Here is a 17692-nt window from a genome sequence, read left to right on the forward strand (position 1 = left end):
GCGGCCATGCCCGCGAAGTGGAGCGCCGATGCCGGGTACTGCTCGGCGGCGAACCTCGAACACGTCAAAGACCTTGAAGCCGATGGCGCCACGGAATTCTTCATCTCCACACGGCGGATGAAACACGGGCGTCCGGTCCCGGAATCGCCCAGGGGCAGGATCCCGGCGGACGCGACACCGGTCGAACGGATGGCCCGGAAACTGAAAACGAAGAAGGGCCAGGCGGTCTACGCCCGGCGCAAAGCCATCGTGGAACCGGTCTTCGGACAGATCAACACCCGGCAAGGCAAGCATGTGCTGTTGCGCGGACTGGAGAAAGCATCCGGGGAGTGGAAGCTGATGGCTGGCTGCCACAACCTGCTCAAACTCTTCAGTTACCGGTCCCAAATCGCCTGAATACCCGGGGACGGTGCCCCGGGATCGAACCTGCAGAACCGAACCGCGGCCCGCAGGAGCCCTTCCAGGTCTCCTACCGCCAAAATGCCAGAAGGCCCGCCCCCTTTCCAGAAAAACGAGACCGCCCCCGGGCCGTCACGGCTCAAACCTGCGGAACTTTCAAACCACTACCGACCCACGCACCTAGTGCTATGGGCGCGAAGTGGGCACCGACACAATCGGCACCAGATGTTGCGCAGGTCACATGAAGTGCCTACCCTGAATGTGGCTGCAGAAGGCGCGGCCACTGGCCGCAGCGTCGCGGCCTCCCGGGTTGCAGCGTCGCAGCCATGCAAGGAAGGCATTTCACCTTGAACGATAAGCTCAGCATTCTTGTCCGTGTAGACCTCGACCACGCTAGGGCCCAGGTTCTCGCCAAGGGCCACGTCACCGTCCACAGCATCCAGGCCCTTTACGTTGTGGTGAAGCGCGCCAATGCTCTGAAGCACAACCTTGAACTGGAATTGGACATGCGGAATGCCCGCGTCGACCCCGAAGCGCTGCGCCAGCTGGAGGCCTGCTCCGCAACCCATCACCTGCCGGCCAGGATTGACCCGGAGCAGACCCGGTGCACGCTGAGCATCCTCCCGCCGCGCCGTGCCGATCACGTCCCGCTCCGGGCGGCTGCCTGAATCCTGCCCTCAGCGGAACCCTCTCCCAGCGGGAGTCCCGCCGTCGGGCATTAACGGCCGTTACCCGACGGCGGGAAGTCCGCCGGCCAGCTCCGCCGCCGGAGCGAGAGCCCAGCGCTCAGTGTCCGGTTGGAAGCAGACCACTACGGAGGCGCCCGACTCGCTTGCCTCATCGAGGGCAAACAGCAGGGCATCCTCGAGGTGCCGCGCATAATCCTGCCGCTCGGTGGACGAGCCCGGGAGCCCGCCGTCGTCAATGACCACGTGGGGTTTTCCGTCCACGATGACCTTGAGCGAGTAGCCTTGGTCGTCGTGGAGCGACCCCCGGGTGGACGCGATTTCCGTGACTTTGTCCGCCCGGACCAGGCTGTTGCTGATGGTGCGGATCCACACCTCACCCATGAGACCTCCTTGGCTGTGAGGGGCGGGTGGCAGCGCCCCACAAGGCAAACGTTAGTCCTCGCGGAGCTGCTTGTGACCCCCTGAATGCTGGGGAATTTCCCGCGGCATAAGATAAATCTGATGACTTCGCCAGGAACCTCGCCGCCGTTCAACTTCCGAAGCATCGCAATACCCGCGTTTGGGCCTCCCTTGCTGTTCTGCATCGGCGAAGGCGCCGTGCTTCCCGTGATGGTCCTCTCCGCGCGAGACCTCGGCGCCTCGGTGGCGGTCTCCGCGCTGATTGTCACGCTGATCGGGCTCGGCTCATGGTTTTTCAACCTGCCGGCGTCGCTGATTACCCTCAAGTTCGGCGAACGGTGGTCGATTGTTGGTGCTGCCGCAGTTGGCGCCCTGGCGCTCGCAGCCGCCGCGATGTCTTCCTGGATTCCCAACGGACTGTGGCTGCTGGCGGTGGCGATAATCGTCGTCGGAATGGCCGCCAGCGTGTTCAGCCTGGCGCGGCAGAAGTACCTCACCGAGGCCGTGCCCGTTCAATTCCGGGCGCGGGCGCTGTCGACGCTGGGCGGGGTCAGCCGGATCGGCGTGTTTGTTGGGCCGTTCATTGGTGCCTTTGTGATGCAGTTCGCGGGGATCGCCGGCGCGTATTGGGTGGGCGTGGTGGGCATGGCGGCGGCCGCGGTTTTGGCGGTCACCATCCCGGACCTGGTGGTTCCGCCAGCGCCCGACGGCGGACACAGGACTCCGGAGCCGACGCTGCGGACCGTCGCGGTCTCGCATGCCGGCGTGTTCCTGACGCTGGGGGTGGGCATCCTGCTGCTCGGCGCGCTGCGCGCGTCGCGCCAGGTGGTCATCCCGTTGTGGGCCGACCATTTGGGGATGGATCCGGCCCAGGCATCGGTGATTTACGGGCTGTCCGGGGCGATCGACATGCTGGTGTTTTACCCTGCCGGCAAGGTGATGGACCGGCGGGGCAGGCTGTTCGTGGCCATCCCGTCCACCGTGATTATGGGCATCGCGATGCTGCTGATTCCGCTGTCTGCCTCGTTTACTGGACTGCTGCTGGCTGCTTTGCTGGTCGGTTTCGGGAACGGCATCAGTTCCGGGCTGATCATGACGCTCGGCGCCGACTTCTCGCCCGACCGTGGCCGCGGGCAGTTCCTTGGGCTGTGGCGGTTCATTGCCGACGCGGGTTCCACCGGCGGGCCTGTCCTGCTCTCCGGGGTCACGGCCTTGGCGACGTTGGGTGCGGGCGTCTCGGCCACCGGGTTCCTGGGGTTCGCGGCGGCCGGCGTGTTCGCGGTGGTGCTGCCCAGGCTGCGGCACCGGCGGAATTACTGAGTGCCGGCTGGACAGCGGGACAGGTTGTGCGTACATTCGAGGTGGGACTCGTCACATCCTTTGGATGGAGTTCCCCTCGTTGGCGTCGTGCAGGGCCTTCAGGAGATACCGCTGTAGCAAGCCGGCGGCCAAATGCACATCAGCGAAAGAGTGCCATCATGGCTACCTCGCATTTCACCAAGTTCCTTTCTGAAGCCACCGTTGCGGATTTCGATACCGACTGTCCCCTGTCCGCCGATTGTCTTTACGGCCTGTACACCAGCTGGTGCCTCCTTCAGGGGCTCAAGGCGAAACCCGATGACACTTTCCGAACGGCCATGCAACGGGCCGGCATCGATGTCCATAACAGCCGGCTACGGATGGTGGGCCCGGCCGCCGCGGATTACATCCTGTCCAGCTACCCGGCTGCAGCGTAACGATGTCTATCCATCCGTATGGCTCCAACGATTATGCCCTGCGAGCCGTCGGCGGGGATTACGTTCACTGTGGCGAGCCGATGCAGAAAGTGGGTTCAGACCTGCGCTGGCTCCCTGCCTCCGCCTTCACCGACCGGGCGAAGCTGGATGCCTTGGACGTTTACCTGACAACCCGGGTACTGCGTTGCCAATGCGGCTTCCAGATGGAGCTCCCCGCATGACATCCGATAGCCTGTCAAGGTCCGGAGCCGTACCGCATCGGTCTTGCACTCATCGGAATAGGTTGGTCACGCAGACATAGTCACAATCCCTTCAAACTGTGTCTCACATCACTAGTACACCTCACCTGTAGCCGCATCATTCAAGCGGGGTCTCGCGGTGCTGGAGAGCGGCGACTGGGGGCTCAACGGATGCACGGTGAGGGATTCTCATGATCATCTCGATGTCGTCAGTGGTGCTCGCTTATGTATTTCTCACGAGGGGCGGGTTTTCTATTTGAGGACGGTGCCGGTGGAGGGCACGACTGTTCCGGTGCCTAGGGTGCGTCCGCTGATGTCGATTTGTAACCGGCGCCGCTGAAGGGGTGCCTCCAGGGCGGTGGACAGTTCGGGAAGAGTGGATGTTTCGAGAAGGCGCAGCAGCTCCCGGACGTCGGCCCTGTCGTTGACGGTGACTTTCAGGGTCAAGTCCGGCTCTTCCGCGGTCCCGCGCAGGATGGCCGAAGAGCCAAGCACGCCGGGCAGGGTGTTGACCTGTTTCTCGACCGCCGTGGCCAGCACGGACGGCTCGCAGATGGTGCGGCCTTGGGCGCCGCCGGCGTGTAGGCGGTACGCGGCGGCCGGGTTCTTCCGCGGAATCTGCGCGGCGACCCACAGCAACCCCAGCCCACCGATAATGGCGCCGATGACCAGTAGAAGTACCACCGCCCATAATTGGGCAAAGAATGGATACAAATCATCCGAAACGACCTTCGCTCCCGCGGGTGCGGTGTTGGCGAGGCTTTGCAGTGCCCCGGCAGACTGCAGGAGCAACGCGATGCCGCCGGCCAGGAAAATGATTCCCACAATCGTCAGCCACGTGCGGTTCAAGGTTCCTGCCATCTGTCGCATTGGAAGCCTTCCTTCGGTAAATGGAGCGCGGGAGCGGACGTGGGTCTCAACTCTTGGATTCGACCGTGGCGGTAACACGCGGTACCGGGTCAAGCCCGATCGCCTTCAAGCGGTCGCGGACACTATCGGTGACGCGGGTACCCAGATCACCGGCGTCCCGCAGGGACGTCTTCACACTCAAGTGCACGCGCTTGTTGGTGGCGGTTGCTGAAGCCGAACTGACACCGTCGATCTGCACACACTGTGCCTTCGCCAGATGGGCCACGGCACTGCGGGTTATCACGGTCTCCCGCCCCTCGGCGTCATCGCCACTGGCGCTCCGGACCGTCAGGGCGCTAAACCTGCCCGGGATGAGGGCGCACAACAGCAGAATCAAACCCACCACGCCGGCGGCTATCCCGACACCCCACACATCCGGAGCGTTCCATGCCAGCCCCGTGAGCCAGTCACGGGGTCCGAGCAGGAGCGTGGACCAGGTGCCGTCAATCAACCGGGCGACAGTCAACCACACCAGGGCGACGCCGGCGGCCAGCAGCAGGATTCCGACGATCGACGCCGGAACGGTCCGGCTGGGCCGGCGTCGAAGCCGGGTCGATTGTCCGTTGTTCCGGCTCATAGCAGCCTCCTTCGTCCGCTGCCGTCACCACGGTCGGTCGTCAGCCATGAAACTCTGATATCTATCTGTCGGACTTCCACGCCGGTCAGTTCCGTCACCTTGGCCCGGATCCGCTCCCGCAACGCCTCGGTTGCCTGCCGTAACGGGACGGGGTATAGCATCCCGACTTCGACGCTGAGGGTGGCGATGTTTCCGCTCAGTTCCACCGATGCCTTGGGACGGGCAGAGAGGTCCGCGTGGGTTCCGATGCCCAGGAAACCACCGGAGGAACCACCGGCCACCGATTCATCACTGGCGACCTGACTGGCGATCTTCTCGATCACCTTATCGGCCAGGACGGTCTGCCCGCGGGAGTCGATGTCACCTTTGCCAGCATCGCCTGCGGTGGACGGCAGCGGGTGGGCGCCTTGCGGATTCATCGGCTCGATGCTTTACCGAAAAGGGCCGCCATGTCCAGCTTCCCCTCCGCTACCCGGCCAACCACCAAGCCGATGAAGCCCAAGACGATCGCGGACACCAGAGCCCACCAGCCGCCGAAACCCAAAACAATTCCGAGTACCAGTCCTATCGCCAGGCACCACCGTGTAGTAGACATAGCCATCCTTTTCCTTTTCGGCCTTACTCGCGCACCGGCCGGGGGTTGCCGCCCGGTGCTGTGGACTTACTGCAGTTCGGTCTTTTGGTCCTTCTGGCTTTGCTGGTCCTGCTGGTCGTCATCGGGCAGGTGCACGTCGGTGACGTTGACGTTCACCTCCAGCACCTCCAGCCCGGTGGCATGCTCGACGGACTGGATAACGTTGCGGCGGATGCCCTGGCTGACATCCACGATCGAGATGCCGTAGTCCACGACGATCGAGACGTCGATGGCTGTCTGGCGTTCACCTTTTTCAACGCTGACGCCGCCGCTGACATTGGTCTGCGATCCCGGGATACGTTCGGCCAGGGCGCTGAACGCCCGCCGCCCCGCACTGCCCATGGCGTACACGCCCGGTACTTCACGGGTGGCCATGCCGGCAAGCTTCTGCACCACGGTTTCCTCAATCGTGGTATCGCCCCGGTCCGTGTGCAGCGCATCATGCCGTTTCGGCTGCTCGACCGATGCGTTGCGTTTCTGCTCCTCGGAGGTGGCGACAACGCCGCTGGAAGCGCCGGGGGTATTGGGTGACTCTGCCATGAAAAACAGCTCCTTCTCGAACATCGTGATCGTGCTTACATAGGTAAAGACGAAGCCGATCCTGAAACGTCACGCCGTGGCGCGAAGTATTTTTCTCCAGAGAGGACGCAACCAGGGAAGGTTCCCAGCCGATGCCCGGCTATGGCATATTGGGGCCAAGCGCCGGTACAGCACCGGACGGGACGGACAGCGCATGGATGATCATGGACCCGCCTTCGAAGCCGAACCGGACCTGGATGAAGGAAGTATCGTTGCCCGCGCCCAAGACGGCGACGTGGCAGCATTCGAACACCTGGTGATCACCTATCAGGACAGAGTCTTCCGGCTGGCATATCGGATGCTCAACGACCGCGGACAAGCCGAAGACATCGTGCAGGAGACCCTGACAACAAGCTGGCGCGGCCTGCACATGCTCGCTGACGTCAACGCTTTTGGCGGCTGGATCTACCGGCTGGCGACCAACAAATGCCTGGACCTCCTGCGCAAACGAGCCACCCGTGCCGAGAAACTCACCAACCCGGACGACATCCGCTCTATCACCGAAACCGGCACCAGCCGGGCGGCCGCCGGAACGGACCCGGCTCAGGAGGCCGAATGGTCCGCCCAACAAGACGGCCTGACTGCAGCGCTCAACGCGCTCCCCCCAACACAACGGGCCTGCTGGCTGCTAAGGGAAATGCACGGCCGCACTTACGCCGAAATTGGTGCCACACTGAAGATCAGCCCGACAGCGGTCCGCGGCACACTCGCCCGGGCACGGCACCAGATAGCAGAAGGGATGAGCCAATGGCGTTAGAAGACATCCCCCGCCTGGGCTGCGGGCGCAGCATCGACGGGATTTGGGCCACCATCAACGAGCCGCCCACCGCGCACGAAGCGCAGTGCGATCAATGCCAAACGGCCAGGACCCGGCTCAAAGGACTCCGTGAGGCAACGAGTTCACTACGCGAACGCGACCTGCACAACCCCGCTCTCAAACCGCGCCCCGGAGTAACGAACGCCATCATGGACGTTGCCCGCGCCGAGATCCGCCGCAGCAAACGGATACTCCTGCACAGCACAGACAACGGCGCAACCGAGATCAGCGAGCAAGCCCTAAGCTCCCTCATCCGCTTCGCAGCAACGACGATCCCCGGAATTCACTCACGGCGCTGCCGCATCGAAATACGCTCCGCCGCCGACAGCCTGTCCGCTGAGTACAACCCGACCGGAAACATCCGCACGACCACCACTGCCGGCCCCCACCTCATAGTCAATCTCAGGGTTGCCGCCGCCGCGGGCATCGACATCCCCCGAACCGTTGCCGCGCTGCGGCACGAGATCGGCAACGCCATTCCGGCCGGTGTCGGCATCAGTGCCGGAACCATCAACATCACAGTCGAGGACCTCTACGATGTCTGACCCAACCCTCCACGGCCAAGTAATCACCAGCCAGCTGATCGCCTCCCTCGCCGCCCGCACCGCCTTGGAAACGCGCGGAGTCCTCAGGCTCGAACCCACCATCAAAGGTTTCCTGGCCCGCCTGGGCCCCGCCGCACTGCAAAACTTCCGCAACCCCGGAAGCCAAAACGGCACCTACCGACACGACGGCGTCGCCGCCACGATCAGCGACGGCACCGCACACGTCCACCTCGACATCGCTACCGACATCGCCTGGACCGCCCTCACCGTCGCCGAAGCAGTACAACAACGCGTGCGCGAGAGGATCAGCCACACCGGCCTAACCCCAGGCCGCGTCGACATCTGCATTCTCGCCATAGAACCTCAATCGTGGAAAAGACCCGTGTAGCGTACGTTCAAGAGCGTCCTTGGCTGCCATCCTGATTGGCACCTGCCAAGCCCGACCCGCGGGTCCGTTATGCAGCACGCCGCCGCGAGGCTGAAGGCGCCGCCTTGCTTGAAGTGGTGCACAAGGGATCGCCGGACTTCCCGATCGACAGGATCTTCCCGTTCTCGCGGTCTTCGCCGTCGCCGACAACGCCCTGATCAATATGCTCATGGCGGCCCGCCTTATCTGCGGCATGGGGTCGGTGGTGGTTTCCGGCGACACCGGCGTGAGCGAGAACCTGATCGATTGGGTCCGGGGCTGCGACTGCGTCGTCCACGAAGTCATCGACCCGCAGTTCGCCGAGGACCTCGCCGCCACCCCGCCATCGGCGACGCTGTCCTGAAGCACGACGGCGGGACTCACCCAGGGGGGGACTACCTCCTCGGTGAGTCCCGCCGTCGTGCGGCGTATGAGAACAGCGATGTAGTGGCCACGGTGGCCAGATACCCGGCGATCACAATGAGTGCGATGCCGGCCCAGAAGTAGTTGGTGGTGCTGCCTTCCTGCAGCGGGCCCGGCGCGATCTTGGCGAGCGAATACACCGCCACCGCGGCCGACGCCAGCCCGAGAGCCACCGGCAGCTGAAGCCAGATCCGGGCCGAGCCAAGGTGCCTGCCGAACCCGTCCCACACATTCCATGTCCCGCCGCACCTGAGGATCAGCCAGCCGGCGGGGATCATAAACGCCCCCACCAGGAGGAAGGCGGCCACCACGTCCGCCGGCCGGTGCCACTGGTTGATCAGCGTGGACGCGCCGGACGCGATCGCGAATGTGCCGCCCACAAAACCCGCCAGCGGACGCCACCGCGGCGAGGACATCAGGAACACCGCAGCCGCAGCCGACGCCGCCAGCGTGGTGTGCCCGGACGGCAGCGAGTTGAGTTCCAGCGTGACCACACCCGTGTCGGGCCGCGCCGGCAGCACCTCCTTCAGGACCTGGGTGGCAATATTCGCGCCGATGCAGGCCGTGATGGCGATCCCGGCAGCCGACCACCGCCGTCGGATCACCGTGACAAACAGAACCACGACGGCGGCCATCACCAGGGAGATGGTGGGCAGCCAATCCAGGAACTCGGTGGCAGCCTTGCCTGCGGGCCCATGGACGTCAACGGCCTCAACCAGCGCGGACTCGTCGATGAATTGGCCGGTGGTGGTCTGGACGAAGTAGTAGTAGGTGGCGATCAGACCCACAACGCAGGCGAGCGTGGCGAAAGAGAACATAAAGCCGGAGCCCGGGGCTGGGCGTGTGGGGGTCCTGGTGCGCGCGGGTGGTGAAAGCGTCATCAGTTAAGGGTGTCACACAAATCTGTGGGTCCGTGACCCAACCGGGTTGCCCGATCTGTCGTTTTCAAGCTTCGGAACGACAGTCCGCGCTGCTTACTTGGTCGGGCAGCGGCTACTGGGGCGGGACTTCGGGAACCGCGGCGTCCGGGAGGCGCGGGAGGCTGGCCGCCGCAATGAGCAACGCCAGCGCCCCGAGTCCGAACGGCAGCGCGGTGAGGGTGGCGATCCCGCCCACCAGCAGCGGCCCGCCGGCATCGCCGAGTTCGCGCCCGAGCTCCGCGGACCCCATGGTCCGGCCCATCCGCTCCGGCGGCGTGGTGTCTGCCAAATGAGCGAAACCGAGCGGTGTGGCCAGGCCAATGCCGGCCCCGATAGCTGCGGCGGCAAGGAACAGGGTGACCGGCCCGGGGATGAGTGCGATGAGTGCGACACCGGCGGCGGTGAGAAGGAGTCCCGCCGTCGTTCCGTGGTTGTCGCTGATGCGGCGAGCGTCCCGCAGCCTGCCGATCCTGGGCTGGATAAGCACGGAGGTGATGGCCAGGACACTGACGGCGGCCGTTCCGGCAACAGGGCCAAGGCCGTGCCGCGTGGCCAGAGCGGGAATGAAGCCGATCGCCGCGCCGAGCGCGCCCGTCGAGGCCGCCAGGACCAGCGTGGGAACCAGGAAGCGCCGTTCTGTGACCTGGCGGGCAAGGTCCACCACGGTGTACCGCTGCCGGGGGAGCGGCGGCAGGCCGGGAACGGACACCATCACCCATACCGCGGTGGCCGCCGCCAGAACCGACAGGGCGCCGAACAGCAGCGCAAATCCGCCCGCGAGAATCAGGCCCGCACCCAGCAGCGGGCCTATGACATAGCCCAGGCTTTTCCAGGAACCGTACCGGCCGAAGTACGTCCCGGCTTTCTTGCCCGCCGCCAGCCGCGCCACCATGGCCGACGACGCCGGCGAGAAGGCCGACGCCGCGGCGCCCTGCCCCAGCCGCGCGAGTCCGAGCATGAGGGGATCGGCCGCCCAGAGCCCGATCAGCGACAGTGCCGCGAAGGCCAGGAGCCCGCTGACGATCACAGGTTTGGTGCCGATCCTGTCGCTCAGGGCCCCAAAGACTGGCTTAAGGAAGACCTCGGAAACGTCATAGAGGGCGAGCAGGATGCCCAGATTGAGCAGTGTCAGGCCGATGTTTTCGCTCTGCGCGCCCAGGCCGGCGGCAATGCTGTGGGCACCGAACGCGGTGACGAATCCTGCCGCGTACAGCGGGACGGTGGCGGTGCGGGCCTGCAGTCTTTCGGCGCCGATCATGACGGGCACTTCCTTCCTCCCAAGTAAGTAGCAGCAGATGTCATTATGAGGGCCCAAACGACATTTGCTGCTACTTACTTGGGGCGGCGCCCTGGGCTTGGGGTGATTGGGGGCCCAAAGCCTTAGGTGAGCGAGGCCGCCAGCTCCTCGATGATCTCGAACTGTTCGCGCAAGCCGCCCTCCATGCCGGACTTCGCAATCATGTCCCGGACTTCCTTGCTGCCCGCCTCCGTGCGGATGCTGACCAAAGTAGCGCCGCCGTCGTGCGTGTCCTCGAAGGTGACGGTGTTGAGCACTGCACCCTCCTCGCTGGCCGTCGCCGCGCCCGGCCTCTCCATGACCTCGGTGTTGACGATCCGTTCAGTGGGCACGATCTCGCGGTATGTGCCGTGGAATGCCACCTGGAACTCGCCGTGCGCCGTCATGACAAACCGCCACGCGCCGCCCACCCGAAGGTCATTGTCCGCCACCGTCATCTCACCGCGCCGGCCCGGCCACCACTTTTTCACCAGCTCCGGGGTAGTCCAGGCACGGTACATGAGGTGCCGGGGCGCGTTCACCGTGCGGGTGATCAGGATTTCGGTGTCGCTGGGAAACGTCACGGCGAGGGTCCCGCTGCGTGCCTGTGCCATTGCCTTGCTCCTTATCAGTGCTCGACTTCCAGCTTGAGGTCATCCACCACGTCGTCGAGGAGGTCGAACCGTTCCTCCCAGAGGTGCTGGTAGCTGGCAACCCAGTCGTGGATGGGCTTGAGTGCCTGCGGATTCAGCCGGTAGAGGCGCTGCCGGCCTGCATCGCGGACGACGACGGCACCCACCTCGCGCAGCACCCGCAAGTGCCGTGACACGTGCGGCTGCGCCAGATCCAGGAGGTCAACCAGCTCGCCGACCGGGCGCTCGCCGTGGGCGAGGGCGTCCAGGATATCGCGACGGCGCGGCTCGGCCACCGCGTTGAACGCATCTGCTGTTGTTGCTGCCCGTGCCATACGGCGATTGTATACCCATATGGATATGTGATGGAAGGGTTGTTGGCGCCGGGCCTGCAAAGGTCTAACGTCACAGCCATGACCATCATCGATAACGCGGTGTATGTAGACGGGGTCCGGACTGCGGATCCGGAGGACCTGGACGAGACCTATTTCCTCCTCCGCCAGCGCGAAGGCATGGCCTGGATCGGGCTGTACCGCCCCGATGCCGAGGAGCTGCAGTCGGTGGCCGAGGAATTCGACCTGAGCCCGCTGGCAGTGGAGGACGCCCTGGCCGGACACCAGCGCGCCAAGCTGGAGCATTACGGCGAGTGCGCATTCCTGGTGCTTCGCCCCGCGCGCTACCGGGACGACCTCGAAAAGGTGGACTTCGGCGAGATCCACGTCTTCGTCGGCGCCGACTACGTAGTGACCGTCCGGCATGCGGAATCACCGGACCTGGCCAAGGTGCGCCGCCGGATGGAATCGATGCCGGAGTTCCTGACCCTGGGACCGGACGCCGTGCTGTACGCCATCCTTGACCAGGTAGTGGACGAATACGAGCCCGTCGCCGCCGGCCTGGAGAACGACGTGGACGAGATCGAGGACGACCTCTTCGGTGCCGATCCGGAGGTGTCACGCCGGATCTACGAACTGTCCCGCCAGGTCATCACCTTCCAGCGCGCCACCAGTCCGCTGGTCGGGATCCTCCAGGTTCTCATCGCAGGAACACCTGAGCGCGAACAGTCAGCCGAGCTGCGGGACCATTTCCGCGACGTCCTGGACCACGCGATCCGGCTGAACGAACGGGTTGCGTCGTTCCGCGCGCTGCTGCAGAATGCCCTGGCCGTCAACGCAGCCCTGGTTGCGCAGCGCCAGAACGACGAAATGCGCCTCCTCACCGAGTCCAGCTACGCGCAGAACGAGCAGGTCAAACGCATTTCATCGTGGGCCGCCATCCTGTTCGCACCGACCCTGGTGGCCTCGATCTACGGCATGAATTTCCACGAAATGCCCGAGCTTACCTGGCTGTTTGGGTACCCCTTTGCCCTCGGTCTGATGGTGGTCATGGGATTCGTCCTGTTCTGGACGTTCAAGCACAACAAGTGGATCTAGTCCGGCCGGTGAGGGCCGCCCGCTTGTACAGTGAACGCATGCTTTCCCCGGTTCCGCTTCCTGTTCCCCCCGCTTTGCCGCAACTCGATGAACTGTTGGCCTGCGCCCATGTGGTGAGCCTGCCGATGAGGGTGAAGTTCCGCGGCATCCTGGAGCGCGAAACCCTGCTGCTGCGCGGTCCCGTGGGCTGGGCCGAGTTCTGCCCCTTCCCGGAATACGACGACGCCGAGGCCGGCCGCTGGCTCGCCGCCGCCATCGAGGCCGGCTGGCACGGCTTCCCCGCGCCGCTGCGGTCCCTGATTCCGGTAAATGCCACGGTCCCTGCTGTTTCGGCAGACCGGGTGCCGGAAGTCCTGGCGCGGTTCGGCCGGGTTGACGCCGTCAAGGTCAAAGTGGCCGAACGGGGGCAAACTCTCGACGATGACGCCGCCCGCGTCGCTGCCGTCCGGGCCGCCCTGCCCGGCGCCGCCATCCGCGTCGACGCGAACGGAGGCTGGGACGTGCCCGCCGCGGTGGCGGCACTGACCCGGCTCGCCGCCGTCGGGCTTGAATATGCTGAGCAGCCCGTGCCCACCATCGAAGGGCTCGCCGAGGTGCGGCGCCAGCTGCGGGACGCCGGAACGCCGGTCCTGATCGCCGCCGACGAAAGCGTGCGCAAGGAGTCGGACCCCCTGCGCGTGGCCCGGGCCGGCGCCGCCGATCTGCTGGTTGTCAAGGTCGCGCCGCTCGGGGGAGTGCGGCGCGCGCTGGACATCGTGGCACAGGCCGGGCTCCCCGCCGTCGTCAGTTCCGCGCTGGACACGTCCGTGGGGATCCGCGCCGGACTCGCCCTTGCCGCTTGTTTGCCGGAGCTGCCCTATGCCTGCGGGCTGGCAACGGTCTCCCTGTTCACCTCGGACATCACCCTGGATCCGCTGGTGGCCGACGACGGCGCCATCCGCCTCCGCGATGTTTCCGCCGACGCCGGGCTGCTGTCGCACTTTGCGGCTTCCGCCGACCGCCGCGACTGGTGGCTGGACCGGCTCCGACGGGTCTACGGCCAACTGTTGTTAACTTGGGATTAACCGGAGCGTACTCTCGTTTTTGGGTAGCGCTGACAGCGTGGGCGGGAACGCATCTCACCCCTGGAAGGTCCCCCATGTCTGAAACGACCGCCCGCAAATTCACCCTGCTGACCATGCTTGGCCATACGAAGGGCAAGCGCAGTGCCGTTACCTGCGCCCTAAAGTGCGACAACGCCTGCGCCGGCGACGTCTGCAACACCAGCTCCAACAGCTATTTCCGGGACATCGCGTCCGCCACCATGTCCCGCCGCGCCGCCCTGGGCTTCGGCGCCGCCGGTGCGCTGGCCGTCGTACTCGGCAGCGCCATGACCTCCGCGGAGCCGGCCTCCGCAGCAGGCCTGTCCAAGGCCGCGAAGGAAGGTTTTGGCAAATCCAAGCTGCAGTTCACGCCGATCGCTCCGGTGAACAAAGCCGTTGACGCCTTCACTGTTCCTGAGGGCTTCACGTGGCAGCCGATCATCCGCTGGGGTGACCCGCTGTTCAACGACTCCCCGGACTTCGATCTGAACAACCAGACCGCAGCTGCCCAGGCCCGCCAGTTCGGCTACAACAACGACTACACGGACATCCTGGAAATCCCGGACACCAAGGGCCGCCGCGCTGTCCTCTTTACCAACCATGAGTACACCAACGAAGGCATCATGGTGCCCGCTGGCTACGACGCCGCGGAAACCCGCGCAATCGGCCGCGCGGCCCATGGCCTGGCCGTCGTGGAACTCGAGCGCAAGAACACCACCAAGCCGTGGGGCTACGTCAAGGGCGCACCGCTGAACCGCCGCTTCCTCGCCGACACCACCTACGAACTGACCGGCCCCGCAGCCGGTTCGCCGCTGGTTAAGACCGTGGCGGATTCCTCAGGCCGCGCCATCAAGGGCACCTTCGGCAACTGCTCCGGCGGCACCACCCCGTGGGGCACCATCCTCTCCGGCGAAGAGAACTTCAACGGTTACTTCGTTTCCCCGGGCACCTCCGCCGGCGACAAGCGCTACGGCCTGACCTCCAAGGCCACCGCCCGCAAGTGGGAGCTTGACGATCCGCGCTTCGACACCCGGAACGCCGGGTACGAGAACGAGGCGAACCGCTTCGGCTGGATCGTGGAAGTTGACCCGTTCGATCCCCTGTCCACCCCGCGCAAGCATTCCGCCATGGGCCGCTTCAAACACGAGGGCGCCAACGTGATCGTTGCAGAGTCCGGGCACGTGGTGGCTTACATGGGCGACGACGAGAAGTTCGATTACCTTTACAAGTTTGTTTCTGCGGACAAGTACCGCGAGGGCGACCGCAAGCACAACATGGGACTCCTTTCCCAGGGCGACCTCTATGTAGCCAAGTTCACCGGGGATTCGCCGGCGGCAGAGATCGACGGTTCCGGCAAGCTCCCGTCCGACGGCGCCTTCGACGGCTCCGGCGAATGGCTGCCCTTGGTGGTTGGCGGCAAGTCCGCCGTGGCAGGTATGTCCGTCGAGGAGGTACTGGTTTACACCCGCCTCGCCGCCGACAAGGTTGGTCCCACCAAGATGGACCGCTGCGAGGACGTCCAGCCCAGCCTCCACACCGGCAAGGTCTACGTGGTCTGCACGAACAACTCCGACCGCGGCAAGGTTGGCAAGGTAGGCGCCACCGAGGTCAACCCGCGCAACGAGAACCGGGACGGCCACATCGTGGAAATCACCGAGACCGGGGACCAGACCTCCACGAAGTTCGCCTGGAACCTGCTGATGGTCTGTGGCGATCCGGCCCAGGGCGACGTCACCTACTTCTCCGGCTACCCGGTGGACAAGGTCTCGCCCATCTCCTGCCCGGACAACGTGGCTTTCGACTCCGTAGGCAACCTCTGGATCTCCACCGACGGCGCCCCCTCCGGCATCGGTTACGCGGACGGCCTGTTCAAGGTCACCCTGGACGGTGCAGAGCGCGGCAAAGTGGAGCAGTTCCTCGCCGTCCCGCGCGACGCCGAGACCTGCGGCCCCATCATCCACGATGACGAACGCACTGTGTTTGTTGCCGTCCAGCACCCGGGCGAGGAAGGCACCTTCGAGGCGCCGCACTCATACTTCCCGGACTACGTCCCGGCAGGTACGACGCCGGCACCCGGCCAGGCGCGCGCGCCCCGTCCATCCGTGGTCCAGGTTTTCCAGGACACCTGACAGGTCCGGCGTCACGCAATCGGCCGGGGGACACCCGTTTTCGGGAGTCCGCCGGCCGATTCTGTGTCTCAGGGCCTTTCCCGTGTCCGTGGCAGACTGGACCGGTGACTTCCCTGGATGACCCGGACCCCGAAACCAACTCCCCAGCCACACCCCTGACCGCCATTGCGGCCGCGCGGATCGCCGTCGAGGCCCTCATCGGCGGCGGCGTGGAGTATGTGGTGGTCTCGCCCGGATCCCGTTCGGCCCCGATGGCGTACGCACTGGCCGAGGCGTCCGCGGCGGGACGGGTGGAGCTGCTGGTCAGGATCGACGAGCGGTCCGCCGGCTTCACCGCCCTGGGCCTGGCTCTGTCCACCGGCTCACCGGCGGCCGTGCTCACCACGTCCGGCACCGCAGTCGGCAACCTTATGCCGGCTGTAATGGAGGCGAACCACGCTGCCGTCCCGCTGGTGGTGCTGTCCGCCGATCGGCCCGAGGAACTGCTGGGGACCGGGGCCAACCAGACCACCATCCAGCTGGACCTGTTCGGCGAGCACGTCAGGTTCGCGGCCGATGTTCCGGCTGGCAACAGCCCGCGCCGGGCCGTGGAAACGGCGTTGTCCGCAGCTACCGGCGCGTTCTCCGACCTCGCGCCCGGTCCCGTGCAGCTGAACCTTGCGTTCCGCGATCCGCTGGTGCCGGCGGCGGGGGAGGCGCTTCCGACGGCGGCCGGCCGGCCGAAATTCCGCATCGGCACCGAGCCGCTCACCATGAACCTGCCCCCCGCCGCTTCGGGGCTGGACGAGCGACGCACCGTGGTGCTGGCAGGGCACGACGCCGGGCCTGTCGCCGAGGCGTTCGCCCGCGCCCACGGCCTGCCGCTGCTCGCCGAGCCGTCGTCAAACTCCCGATTCGGACCCAATGCCGTGGGCCCGTACCGGCTGCTGCTCTCGCATTTTGGTCCTGCCTCGGCGCAGCCCATCGAGCGGGTAGTGCTCTTCGGCCGGCCCACACTTTCCCGGCCGGTAGCGTCCCTGCTGGCCCGTGCCGACGTGCCCTCCGCCCTGTACCAGCCGGTTCCCGTGGCCTGGTATGAGCCCGGCCGGCGCACCGAATTGCCGCTGGCAAGCCTGGCCGACCTCGCCGAATTCGCCGGCCGCGGTCCGTCCGACTGGCTGGACACGTGGCTCCTGGCCGGGTCCGCTGGGCAGCACGCCTTGGACGTCGTCCTCGCCGCAGAGCCCGCCGCCACCGGTCCGGCCGTGGCTGCGCTCGTGTGGCGCAATGCCCGCAGCCAGTTGATGCTGGGCTCCTCGAACGGCATCCGCGACGTTGACCTGGCCGGCCTGCCTGCCGCCGAACCCGCAGCCACCGTCTACGCCAACCGCGGCCTCGCGGGGATAGACGGCACCATCTCCACTGCCACCGGAATCACCCTCGGCGGCCGGCAGGAAACCACCCTGCTGCTGGGCGACGTCACGTTCCTGCACGACGCCGGCGGCCTGCTCCTCGGTGCCGGCGAGAGCACGCCGGACCTCAGGATCGTGGTGCTCAACGACGCCGGCGGCGCCATCTTTGACCTGCTGGAACACGGTGCGGTGCGCCAAGCCGGCGGCTACGCGGACGCCGTCGAGCGCCTCTTCGGCACCCCCCACTCAGTGGACCTCGCGGCACTCGCCGCAGCGTACGGCGTCGGGCATTGCTCAGTCAGTACGACGGCGGGGCTTGCCGAAGCGCTTGCCGCACCTGTTGCGGGCCGCACCATCGTGGAGGTCCGTACCGACCGGGTTGGCCTGCGGGACCTGCATGCCCGCATTGTGGCCGCCGTGGCTGCAGCGGTGGTAGGTGTGCTCGGCGGCTGATTCCCGACGCGGCTTCGGCTGGCGGAC

23 protein-coding genes and 1 pseudogene are annotated in these 17692 nt (G+C 65.8%); 14 read left to right on the top strand and 10 right to left on the bottom strand.

Annotation, left to right across the window (positions count from 1 at the left end):
• Both ABIB27_RS13590 and ABIB27_RS13595 read left to right on the top strand, forming a co-directional pair.
• On the top strand, positions 1 to 396 hold a 396-nt coding region (locus tag ABIB27_RS13590), incomplete at its 5' end, for a transposase (protein ID WP_354254048.1).
• A gap of 350 nt (positions 397 to 746) precedes the next feature.
• Positions 747 to 1067, top strand: a complete 321-nt coding sequence (locus ABIB27_RS13595) for a hypothetical protein (RefSeq protein ID WP_354216378.1) — start codon at positions 747 to 749, stop codon at positions 1065 to 1067.
• Between the two features lie 60 nt (positions 1068 to 1127).
• On the opposite strand, the gene ABIB27_RS13600 is transcribed toward ABIB27_RS13595, so the two are convergent.
• Positions 1128 to 1469: a hypothetical protein gene (locus ABIB27_RS13600; RefSeq protein ID WP_354216380.1), complete on the bottom strand. Its 342-nt coding sequence runs from the start codon at positions 1467 to 1469 to the stop codon at positions 1128 to 1130.
• A gap of 120 nt (positions 1470 to 1589) precedes the next feature.
• Here ABIB27_RS13600 and ABIB27_RS13605 point away from each other — a divergent pair, with 120 nt between their 5' ends.
• The 3 genes from ABIB27_RS13605 to ABIB27_RS13615 all read left to right on the top strand — a co-directional run bounded on the left by ABIB27_RS13605 (position 1590) and on the right by ABIB27_RS13615 (position 3444).
• Positions 1590 to 2807 carry an MFS transporter gene (locus ABIB27_RS13605; RefSeq protein ID WP_354254050.1) on the top strand — a complete coding sequence of 406 codons (1218 nt, stop codon included), beginning with the start codon at positions 1590 to 1592 and terminating at the stop codon, positions 2805 to 2807.
• Between the two features lie 158 nt (positions 2808 to 2965).
• Positions 2966 to 3223 carry a hypothetical protein gene (locus ABIB27_RS13610; RefSeq protein ID WP_354216382.1) on the top strand — a complete coding sequence of 86 codons (258 nt, stop codon included), beginning with the start codon at positions 2966 to 2968 and terminating at the stop codon, positions 3221 to 3223.
• Between the two features lie 2 nt (positions 3224 to 3225).
• Complete coding sequence (locus tag ABIB27_RS13615) at positions 3226 to 3444, top strand: hypothetical protein (RefSeq protein WP_354216383.1); 219 nt, start codon at positions 3226 to 3228, stop codon at positions 3442 to 3444.
• Between the two features lie 270 nt (positions 3445 to 3714).
• Here the strand turns inward: ABIB27_RS13615 and ABIB27_RS13620 are convergent, their stop codons facing one another.
• From ABIB27_RS13620 to ABIB27_RS13640, 5 genes are all read right to left on the bottom strand, one after another.
• Positions 3715 to 4332 carry an Asp23/Gls24 family envelope stress response protein gene (locus ABIB27_RS13620; RefSeq protein WP_354216384.1) on the bottom strand — a complete coding sequence of 206 codons (618 nt, stop codon included), beginning with the start codon at positions 4330 to 4332 and terminating at the stop codon, positions 3715 to 3717.
• 46 nt (positions 4333 to 4378) lie between these two features.
• Positions 4379 to 4948 (bottom strand): DUF6286 domain-containing protein, encoded by a 570-nt coding sequence (locus tag ABIB27_RS13625; RefSeq protein WP_354216385.1) that lies wholly within the window; start codon positions 4946 to 4948, stop codon positions 4379 to 4381.
• Positions 4945 to 5367, bottom strand: coding sequence for an Asp23/Gls24 family envelope stress response protein (locus ABIB27_RS13630; RefSeq protein WP_354254052.1), 423 nt, complete (start codon positions 5365 to 5367; stop codon positions 4945 to 4947). Before ABIB27_RS13630 ends, ABIB27_RS13625 begins: the two co-directional genes overlap by 4 nt.
• On the bottom strand, positions 5364 to 5543 hold the full coding sequence (locus ABIB27_RS13635) for a hypothetical protein (protein ID WP_354254054.1): 180 nt from the start codon (positions 5541 to 5543) through the stop codon (positions 5364 to 5366). The genes ABIB27_RS13630 and ABIB27_RS13635 overlap by 4 nt, the downstream gene beginning before the upstream one ends.
• A gap of 66 nt (positions 5544 to 5609) precedes the next feature.
• Entirely contained in the window at positions 5610 to 6122 is a 513-nt protein-coding gene (locus ABIB27_RS13640; protein WP_354254055.1) for an Asp23/Gls24 family envelope stress response protein, read from the bottom strand.
• Positions 6123 to 6315: 193 nt separating this feature from the next.
• Here ABIB27_RS13640 and ABIB27_RS13645 point away from each other — a divergent pair, with 193 nt between their 5' ends.
• From ABIB27_RS13645 to ABIB27_RS13665, 5 genes and pseudogenes are all read left to right on the top strand, one after another.
• On the top strand, positions 6316 to 6918 hold the full coding sequence (locus ABIB27_RS13645) for an RNA polymerase sigma factor (protein ID WP_354254057.1): 603 nt from the start codon (positions 6316 to 6318) through the stop codon (positions 6916 to 6918).
• Positions 6909 to 7523 (top strand): Asp23/Gls24 family envelope stress response protein, encoded by a 615-nt coding sequence (locus ABIB27_RS13650; RefSeq protein ID WP_354216390.1) that lies wholly within the window; start codon positions 6909 to 6911, stop codon positions 7521 to 7523. Before ABIB27_RS13645 ends, ABIB27_RS13650 begins: the two co-directional genes overlap by 10 nt.
• The gene (locus ABIB27_RS13655) at positions 7516 to 7911 is read left to right on the top strand and encodes an Asp23/Gls24 family envelope stress response protein (protein ID WP_354216391.1); all 396 of its coding nucleotides are present in this window, start codon (positions 7516 to 7518) and stop codon (positions 7909 to 7911) included. Before ABIB27_RS13650 ends, ABIB27_RS13655 begins: the two co-directional genes overlap by 8 nt.
• A gap of 83 nt (positions 7912 to 7994) precedes the next feature.
• Positions 7995 to 8146 (top strand): annotated as a pseudogene (locus ABIB27_RS13660) (amino acid permease); the annotation flags it as partial.
• Positions 8120 to 8293: an MBL fold metallo-hydrolase gene (locus tag ABIB27_RS13665; protein WP_354216505.1), complete on the top strand. Its 174-nt coding sequence runs from the start codon at positions 8120 to 8122 to the stop codon at positions 8291 to 8293. The pseudogene ABIB27_RS13660 and the gene ABIB27_RS13665, both read left to right, overlap by 27 nt.
• 31 nt (positions 8294 to 8324) lie before the next feature.
• Here the strand turns inward: ABIB27_RS13665 and ABIB27_RS13670 are convergent, their stop codons facing one another.
• The 4 genes from ABIB27_RS13670 to ABIB27_RS13685 all read right to left on the bottom strand — a co-directional run bounded on the left by ABIB27_RS13670 (position 8325) and on the right by ABIB27_RS13685 (position 11515).
• Complete coding sequence (locus ABIB27_RS13670) at positions 8325 to 9233, bottom strand: phosphatase PAP2 family protein (protein WP_354216393.1); 909 nt, start codon at positions 9231 to 9233, stop codon at positions 8325 to 8327.
• A gap of 112 nt (positions 9234 to 9345) precedes the next feature.
• Positions 9346 to 10530: an MFS transporter gene (locus tag ABIB27_RS13675; RefSeq protein WP_354254059.1), complete on the bottom strand. Its 1185-nt coding sequence runs from the start codon at positions 10528 to 10530 to the stop codon at positions 9346 to 9348.
• Between the two features lie 122 nt (positions 10531 to 10652).
• The gene (locus tag ABIB27_RS13680) at positions 10653 to 11162 is read right to left on the bottom strand and encodes an SRPBCC family protein (protein ID WP_354254061.1); all 510 of its coding nucleotides are present in this window, start codon (positions 11160 to 11162) and stop codon (positions 10653 to 10655) included.
• Positions 11163 to 11176: 14 nt separating this feature from the next.
• Complete coding sequence (locus tag ABIB27_RS13685; RefSeq protein ID WP_354216395.1) at positions 11177 to 11515, bottom strand: ArsR/SmtB family transcription factor; 339 nt, start codon at positions 11513 to 11515, stop codon at positions 11177 to 11179.
• Between the two features lie 78 nt (positions 11516 to 11593).
• Between ABIB27_RS13685 and ABIB27_RS13690 the strand changes: the two genes are divergently transcribed.
• From ABIB27_RS13690 to menD, 4 genes are all read left to right on the top strand, one after another.
• A complete protein-coding gene (locus ABIB27_RS13690) occupies positions 11594 to 12610 on the top strand; it encodes a magnesium and cobalt transport protein CorA (protein ID WP_354254105.1) in 1017 nt (338 codons plus the stop codon).
• 38 nt (positions 12611 to 12648) lie between these two features.
• Positions 12649 to 13674 (top strand): o-succinylbenzoate synthase, encoded by a 1026-nt coding sequence (locus tag ABIB27_RS13695; protein WP_354254063.1) that lies wholly within the window; start codon positions 12649 to 12651, stop codon positions 13672 to 13674.
• 74 nt (positions 13675 to 13748) lie between these two features.
• A complete protein-coding gene (locus tag ABIB27_RS13700; protein WP_354216397.1) occupies positions 13749 to 15821 on the top strand; it encodes a PhoX family protein in 2073 nt (690 codons plus the stop codon).
• Between the two features lie 104 nt (positions 15822 to 15925).
• A complete protein-coding gene (menD, locus tag ABIB27_RS13705; protein ID WP_354216398.1) occupies positions 15926 to 17665 on the top strand; it encodes a 2-succinyl-5-enolpyruvyl-6-hydroxy-3-cyclohexene-1-carboxylic-acid synthase in 1740 nt (579 codons plus the stop codon).
• Positions 17666 to 17692 lie beyond the last annotated feature (27 nt).

This window comes from Arthrobacter sp. UYEF21, from assembly GCF_040546085.1.
GTDB lineage: Bacteria > Actinomycetota > Actinomycetes > Actinomycetales > Micrococcaceae > Arthrobacter.

Coding starts and splice junctions, on each gene's coding strand:
- ABIB27_RS13600 (WP_354216380.1), bottom strand. CDS start 1,469: ATGGGTGAGGTGTGGATCCGCACCATCAGCAACAGCCTGGTCCGGGCG.
- ABIB27_RS13605 (WP_354254050.1), top strand. CDS start 1,590: ATGACTTCGCCAGGAACCTCGCCGCCGTTCAACTTCCGAAGCATCGCA.
- ABIB27_RS13610 (WP_354216382.1), top strand. CDS start 2,966: ATGGCTACCTCGCATTTCACCAAGTTCCTTTCTGAAGCCACCGTTGCG.
- ABIB27_RS13615 (WP_354216383.1), top strand. CDS start 3,226: ATGTCTATCCATCCGTATGGCTCCAACGATTATGCCCTGCGAGCCGTC.
- ABIB27_RS13620 (WP_354216384.1), bottom strand. CDS start 4,332: ATGCGACAGATGGCAGGAACCTTGAACCGCACGTGGCTGACGATTGTG.
- ABIB27_RS13625 (WP_354216385.1), bottom strand. CDS start 4,948: ATGAGCCGGAACAACGGACAATCGACCCGGCTTCGACGCCGGCCCAGC.
- ABIB27_RS13630 (WP_354254052.1), bottom strand. CDS start 5,367: ATGAATCCGCAAGGCGCCCACCCGCTGCCGTCCACCGCAGGCGATGCT.
- ABIB27_RS13635 (WP_354254054.1), bottom strand. CDS start 5,543: ATGTCTACTACACGGTGGTGCCTGGCGATAGGACTGGTACTCGGAATT.
- ABIB27_RS13640 (WP_354254055.1), bottom strand. CDS start 6,122: ATGGCAGAGTCACCCAATACCCCCGGCGCTTCCAGCGGCGTTGTCGCC.
- ABIB27_RS13645 (WP_354254057.1), top strand. CDS start 6,316: ATGGATGATCATGGACCCGCCTTCGAAGCCGAACCGGACCTGGATGAA.
- ABIB27_RS13650 (WP_354216390.1), top strand. CDS start 6,909: ATGGCGTTAGAAGACATCCCCCGCCTGGGCTGCGGGCGCAGCATCGAC.
- ABIB27_RS13655 (WP_354216391.1), top strand. CDS start 7,516: ATGTCTGACCCAACCCTCCACGGCCAAGTAATCACCAGCCAGCTGATC.
- ABIB27_RS13665 (WP_354216505.1), top strand. CDS start 8,120: ATGGCGGCCCGCCTTATCTGCGGCATGGGGTCGGTGGTGGTTTCCGGC.
- ABIB27_RS13670 (WP_354216393.1), bottom strand. CDS start 9,233: ATGACGCTTTCACCACCCGCGCGCACCAGGACCCCCACACGCCCAGCC.
- ABIB27_RS13675 (WP_354254059.1), bottom strand. CDS start 10,530: ATGATCGGCGCCGAAAGACTGCAGGCCCGCACCGCCACCGTCCCGCTG.
- ABIB27_RS13680 (WP_354254061.1), bottom strand. CDS start 11,162: ATGGCACAGGCACGCAGCGGGACCCTCGCCGTGACGTTTCCCAGCGAC.
- ABIB27_RS13685 (WP_354216395.1), bottom strand. CDS start 11,515: ATGGCACGGGCAGCAACAACAGCAGATGCGTTCAACGCGGTGGCCGAG.
- ABIB27_RS13690 (WP_354254105.1), top strand. CDS start 11,594: ATGACCATCATCGATAACGCGGTGTATGTAGACGGGGTCCGGACTGCG.
- ABIB27_RS13695 (WP_354254063.1), top strand. CDS start 12,649: ATGCTTTCCCCGGTTCCGCTTCCTGTTCCCCCCGCTTTGCCGCAACTC.
- ABIB27_RS13700 (WP_354216397.1), top strand. CDS start 13,749: ATGTCTGAAACGACCGCCCGCAAATTCACCCTGCTGACCATGCTTGGC.